Raw genomic sequence first — 5,398 nt, 5'->3', positions numbered from 1 at the left:
TAGACGTAGCCCTGCTTCGCAACAAGCTGAACGTTTCCTACGACTGGTACCGCCGGGCCACGACCCGGATGTTGACCAAGGGTCGGACGCTGCCCACCGTATTCGGAGCCACCGAGCCCCGCGAAAATGCCGCCGACTTAGTAACCAAAGGATTTGAACTTTCCGTCAACTGGAAAGATCGCTTTAACGTCAGTGGAAAGCCTTTTTCCTACAACGTAGGCGTAGTACTGTCGGATTACAAAGCTGAAATCACCCGTTTCGATAACCCTACTCAATTACTCAATAGCAATTACGTAGGCCAGCAACTGGGTGAAATCTGGGGCTATACCATCGACGGTATGTTTAAAAGTGACGAGGAAGCCGCCGCCTGGCAAGCCGCCATTCCGCTGAGCAACTCGGTCGTACACAAGCAAATTTCGAGTGCTCCCGGTGAGTGGGGCAAGCTGCGGGCCGGTGACTTACGATACGTGGATATCAACGGTGATGGAAAGATTAATGTCGGGGACAACACCGTAGCCAACCACGGCGACCTTCAACGCATCGGTAACTCGCTACCCCGGTATTCGTTCGGCGTAAATCTGGGAGCGAACTGGGGTAATTTCGACCTGTCCGCTTTCTTCCAGGGCATTGGCCGTCAGAACTGGTATCCGGGCAGTAACGCGGATAAATTCTGGGGTCCGTATTCGCGGCCGTACTATTCGTTCCTTCCCAAAGATTTCGAATCGCAGATCTGGACACCCGAGAACACGAATGCTTACCTGCCCGTCCTGCGGGGCTACACGGCCCTGAACGGCGGGGGCGATTTGCAGGCCGTAAACAACCGCTACCTGCAAAACCTGGCCTACGTACGCCTCAAGAACCTGACGCTGGGTTACTCTCTACCCTCCACGCTGCTGCAACGCATCAAAATGGCCCGTTGCCGGATTTACGTGAGTGGTGAAAATATGTTTACCCTAACCCAATTGAAAACTTCCTACATCGATCCGGAGATGGCTGCCGCCGAGACCAATGGCCGCGTGTATCCTTTCAGCAAAGTGTATTCATTCGGTTTGGACATCTCTTTTTAATTGGCTCTATTCATGAAAAGACTTATTCCTGTATTCGCTCTGGTTCTGATGGGACTGGTAGGCTGTAAAGGTTTTCTGGACCGGGAACCGCTGTCGGAGATCGCTCCTGAGCAGTTTTTTACCAGCGAAAGCGATTTACGACTGTATACTAATTCGTTTTATAATGTAATTCCCTCGGCGGAAGACATCTACAACGAAGATATTGACAACATCGTTAAAACCACGTTGCCCGATGCCGTAACGGGTCGCCGCACGGTGCCGACGTCCGGTGGGGGCTGGGACTGGGGCGAACTCCGGAAGATTAATTACTTCCTGGAAAACTACAACCGTCGCGGCCTAAGTCCAGCGACGACCAACAAGTACGTCGGACTGGCCAAGTTTTTCCGGGCCTGGTTTTACTTCAACAAAGTAGTCCGCTTTGGGGATGTGCCCTGGTACAACAAGGTTATCAACACGAACGACGAAGCGTATCTGACGCAGGCCCGCGATCCCCGGACGATGGTCATGGATTCAGTACTGGCGGACATCAACGAGGCCGTGGCCCGGCTGGCTACGACCAAGTCTACGGAGGAAGTCACCAAATGGACGGCTCTGGCCCTGAAATCCCGGATTTGTTTATTTGAAGGAACCTTCCGGAAATACCACACGGAATTCAACCTGCCTAATGCCGACAAATTTCTGAACGAAGCCGTAACGGCTTCCGAAGAACTGATGACGAAAAGCGGCTATCAGATCTATTCAACCAGTCCGGACCTGGCGTACCGTGATTTGTTTGCTTCGCTGAAAGCCAGTCCCGAGGAAGTGATTCTGGCCCGGAAGTTCAGCAGTGATTTGCAGGTTTTTCACAATGTCAACTACTACACGATTACGGCTTCGTACGGAAAACCCGGTCTGGAAAAACGGCTCGTGAACAGTTATCTGATGAAAGACGGCAGCCGGTTTACCGATAAACCCAATTACAACAGCCTGCCCTTCTACGAAGAGGTTCAGAACCGCGACCCCCGTCTGGCACAAACCATCCGCACGCCGGGGTATACCCGGATCGGCAATACGAACAAGCTCGTACCGGACTTTGGAGCAACCGTAACGGGTTATCAGCTGACTAAATTTGTGACAGCCGAAACCGAGGATTCGTACAACAAGTCGCTCAATGACATGCCCGTGTTCCGGTACGCCGAAGTGCTGCTTAATTACGCCGAGGCCAAAGCGGAACTGGGTACCTTGTCGCAGAGTGATCTGGATAAATCCATTCAGCTCATTCGTAAACGTGTCGCCATGCCCGCCCTGGAACTGGCCAAAGCCAACGCCGATGTAGATCCTTACCTGGCGGCTCAGTACACGCACGTAAGCGGAGCGAACCGCGGGGTACTTCTGGAAATTCGCCGGGAACGCCGGATTGAGTTAGTGATGGAATCCTACCGCTGGAACGATTTGATGCGTTGGAAAGAAGGCCATCTGGTAGCCGATCAGTTCAAGGGCATGTATTTTCCGAGCCTGGGTAAGTATGATCTGGATAATAACGGTACGACCGACGTGGTCATTTACGAAGGAACCAAACCCACGGAAAAGGGACCACAGTACCTGAAACTGGGTTCGGAAGTGGTGCTGGAAGGGGGCAAGAATGGGGGACTGGTGCTGATTAATTCCAACCAGACCAAATCGTTTAATGAAAACCGGGATTACCTCTATCCCATCCCCATTCAGGAACGCCTGCTCAATAAAAACCTGACACAGAATCCCGGCTGGCAGGACGGTCTCTAGCGATTCTTCAAAAAGTAGTACATTCACAACAGGTGTTTGAGGTCCACTGACTCAAACACCTGTTTTTATCTCGAAACCTATGAAACTTGCTATTGATTCCCGCCGAAAATTTCTTCAGCAGGCATTGGCCCTGGGGGTTACAAGCTCTATCTCCGCTACTAAAGCTACGGATGCTCCTCGCCTGGCTTGTGAGCCGTATTTGCAGGATCCAAGACCGGACGCCATGACCATCCAATGGATTTGCGAACGACCCTCGTACAGTTGGGTGGAGTTTGGTACGACCGAACAATTAGGACAGAAAGCCCACCGCGTGACCCACGGGCTGGTGGATTCGTACAATCGAATTAATCAGATTACGCTTGAGGACTTACGGGCTGGTACTACCTACTATTACCGCGTCTTTTCCCGCGAGATTAGGGAATTCAAACCTTATCAATTAACCTACGGTGATACGGCTCAGAGCAGGCTGTACCGCTTCACAACCCCTGTTCAGCAACCTACGCAGGTACGAGCTCTGATTTTGAATGACATTCACGACCGGCCCGAGTCCTTCGGAGAGCTGCTGAAGCTCGATACACAACCAGGTCGTGATTTTGTGTTTTTGAACGGTGATATTTTTGATTACCAAACGGATGAACAGCAACTCATTGATCATTTGCTGAAACCCGCCACGGAGCACTTTGCCAGCCAGACGCCTTTTTACTACGTGCGGGGGAATCACGAAACGCGGGGCAAGTTCCGCCGCGAGTGGTTCGACTACTTCCGTAATCCGGAGGGAAAGCCGTACTTCGACTGGACCTGGGGGCCGGTGCATTTCATCGCTCTGGATACCGGGGAAGACAAACCCGACGCGGAACCCGTATACGCTGGGCTGGTCGATTTCGATGCGTACCGAGAGGAACAGGCTCGCTGGCTGGAGCGGGTGATGCAGGGGCCTGCGTTCAAAAAAGCGGTTTTTCGGGTCGTACTAATGCATATTCCGCCGCAGTACTCGGGCGACTGGCACGGGGCCACGCACGTCAAACAATTGTTTTCGCCCTTGTTTGATCGGTACAAAATCGATGTCACCATCAGCGGGCATACGCATACCTACGGGGTGCATTTACCCATGAAAGGGCAGCATTCGTATCCGGTAGTGATTGGCGGCGGGCCGAAAGCCAGCAACCGTACGTTGATTCAGCTCCAAGCCGATGCGAAAAACCTGAGCATTCGTTTAATTCGTGACGATGGGCAGGAAGTGGGAACGTATACCAAAACCGCTATTAAAAAATAAAACTTCAGAATCGGCAGCGTAATGGTTCTTTTCGTCAACGAATACTCCCTAATGACATGAACCGTTCCTTCGGAAGTCCTTAGAAACGGACGTATCGACTTAGCCGTTAGTTTAGCTTTTGCTTCTGAAAGGAGTAGGCGGGAGGTTATAAAGGGTTTAAGGATAATTTTTTAAGCAAAATCGAAATAAAGTAAGAACTTTTTGGGATATTTTGCTTTTCAAGTGATGGATCACTCAATTGTCCGCCATGATTCAACCCGCTATTCCGATTAATGAATCTGCTCGTTTAGCAGCTCTGGAAGAATATAAAATTATGGATTCCCTACCCGAAATGGCTTACGACGCCATTACGCGGCTGGCATCTCAGATCTGTGGTACCCCGATTAGTATGATTTCGCTCATTGACCGCACCCGGCACTGGGTAAAATCAAGAAAAGGAATTGATGCGAATGAAATTCCGCGTGAGTTGTCCTTTTGTTCGCACGTGATCCTGGAACCAGAAATACCCTTGATAGTGCCCGACATGCGGCAAGACGAACGGTTTCATGACAATCCGTTCACCATCGGTCAGCCGGGGGTAATTTTTTACGCGGGGATTCCGCTGGTCAATCCGGAAGGGTATCCCCTGGGATCTTTGTGCATTATTGACGAAGAACCCAAGCAGCTCAGCGAAGATCAGCTTCAGGCCCTCAAAGACCTCTCTTACCAGGTGGTCATGCTGCTCGAACTCCGCCGCAAGCACTTTCAGGCCGAACGGGCCCGGGCCGAAGCCGAAGAAGCCCGCCAGGCCAAAGCCCGTTTCCTCTCCACCATGAGCCACGAAATCCGTAATGCCCTCAGCCCCATCATCGGCTCGGTGGGACTACTGGCTATGGAAGAAGACACGCTTACCCCCTCCCAACGCGAACTCATCGAGCTGCTGGAATTCTCCTCCCAAACCCTGCAGTCGCTGCTCGACGAAGTGCTCGACTACGGCAAACTCGAAGCGGGCAAGGTCTACCTGGAAGAAATCCCGGTGGATCTCCGATCGCTAACCGAGAAAGTCATCCAGATTCATCAGCCCCTAGCCGCTAAAAAGCAGTTGCAGCTCGTTAAGCAGGTCGATGCGGCATTGCCCGAGAAAGTGCTCGGCGACCCCACCCGGCTCACACAAATTCTGAGCAATTTGCTGACGAATGCCATCAAGTTTACCCAGCAGGGCAGCGTGAGTTTGAGCGTAGGACTTCTGGAGACGACGCCCGAACGTTACCACCTTCGCTTTGAAGTACAGGACACGGGCATTGGCATTCCCGAGGAG

At 52.0% G+C, this 5,398-nt stretch carries 3 protein-coding genes and 1 pseudogene; all 4 read left to right on the top strand.

Annotated elements, in window-relative coordinates; translation table 11 throughout:
• Nucleotides 1–1,067: pseudogene (locus ACOJTG_RS10865) on the top strand (SusC/RagA family TonB-linked outer membrane protein); the annotation flags it as partial.
• Between the two features lie 12 nt (nt 1,068–1,079).
• The gene (locus tag ACOJTG_RS10860; RefSeq protein WP_420153831.1) at nt 1,080–2,828 is read left to right on the top strand and encodes a RagB/SusD family nutrient uptake outer membrane protein; all 1,749 of its coding nucleotides are present in this window, start codon (nt 1,080–1,082) and stop codon (nt 2,826–2,828) included.
• 79 nt (nt 2,829–2,907) lie between these two features.
• Nucleotides 2,908–4,101 (top strand): metallophosphoesterase, encoded by a 1,194-nt coding sequence (locus ACOJTG_RS10855; protein WP_420153830.1) that lies wholly within the window; start codon nt 2,908–2,910, stop codon nt 4,099–4,101.
• A 247-nt stretch (nt 4,102–4,348) separates the two neighbouring features.
• On the top strand, nt 4,349–5,398 hold a 1,050-nt coding region (locus ACOJTG_RS10850), incomplete at its 3' end, for a GAF domain-containing sensor histidine kinase (protein WP_420153829.1).

Origin of the sequence: Siphonobacter sp., from assembly GCF_048595215.1 — a bacterium.
In the GTDB taxonomy this organism is placed as follows: Bacteria; Bacteroidota; Bacteroidia; order Cytophagales; family Spirosomataceae; genus Siphonobacter.
Note: the sequence above shows the minus strand (reverse complement) of the source record. Positions and strands in the feature narration are given on the sequence as shown.

Bases quoted from the DNA above. Each gene is read 5' to 3' on its own strand.
- ACOJTG_RS10860 (WP_420153831.1), top strand. From the start codon at position 1,080: ATGAAAAGACTTATTCCTGTATTCGCTCTGGTTCTGATGGGACTGGTA.
- ACOJTG_RS10855 (WP_420153830.1), top strand. From the start codon at position 2,908: ATGAAACTTGCTATTGATTCCCGCCGAAAATTTCTTCAGCAGGCATTG.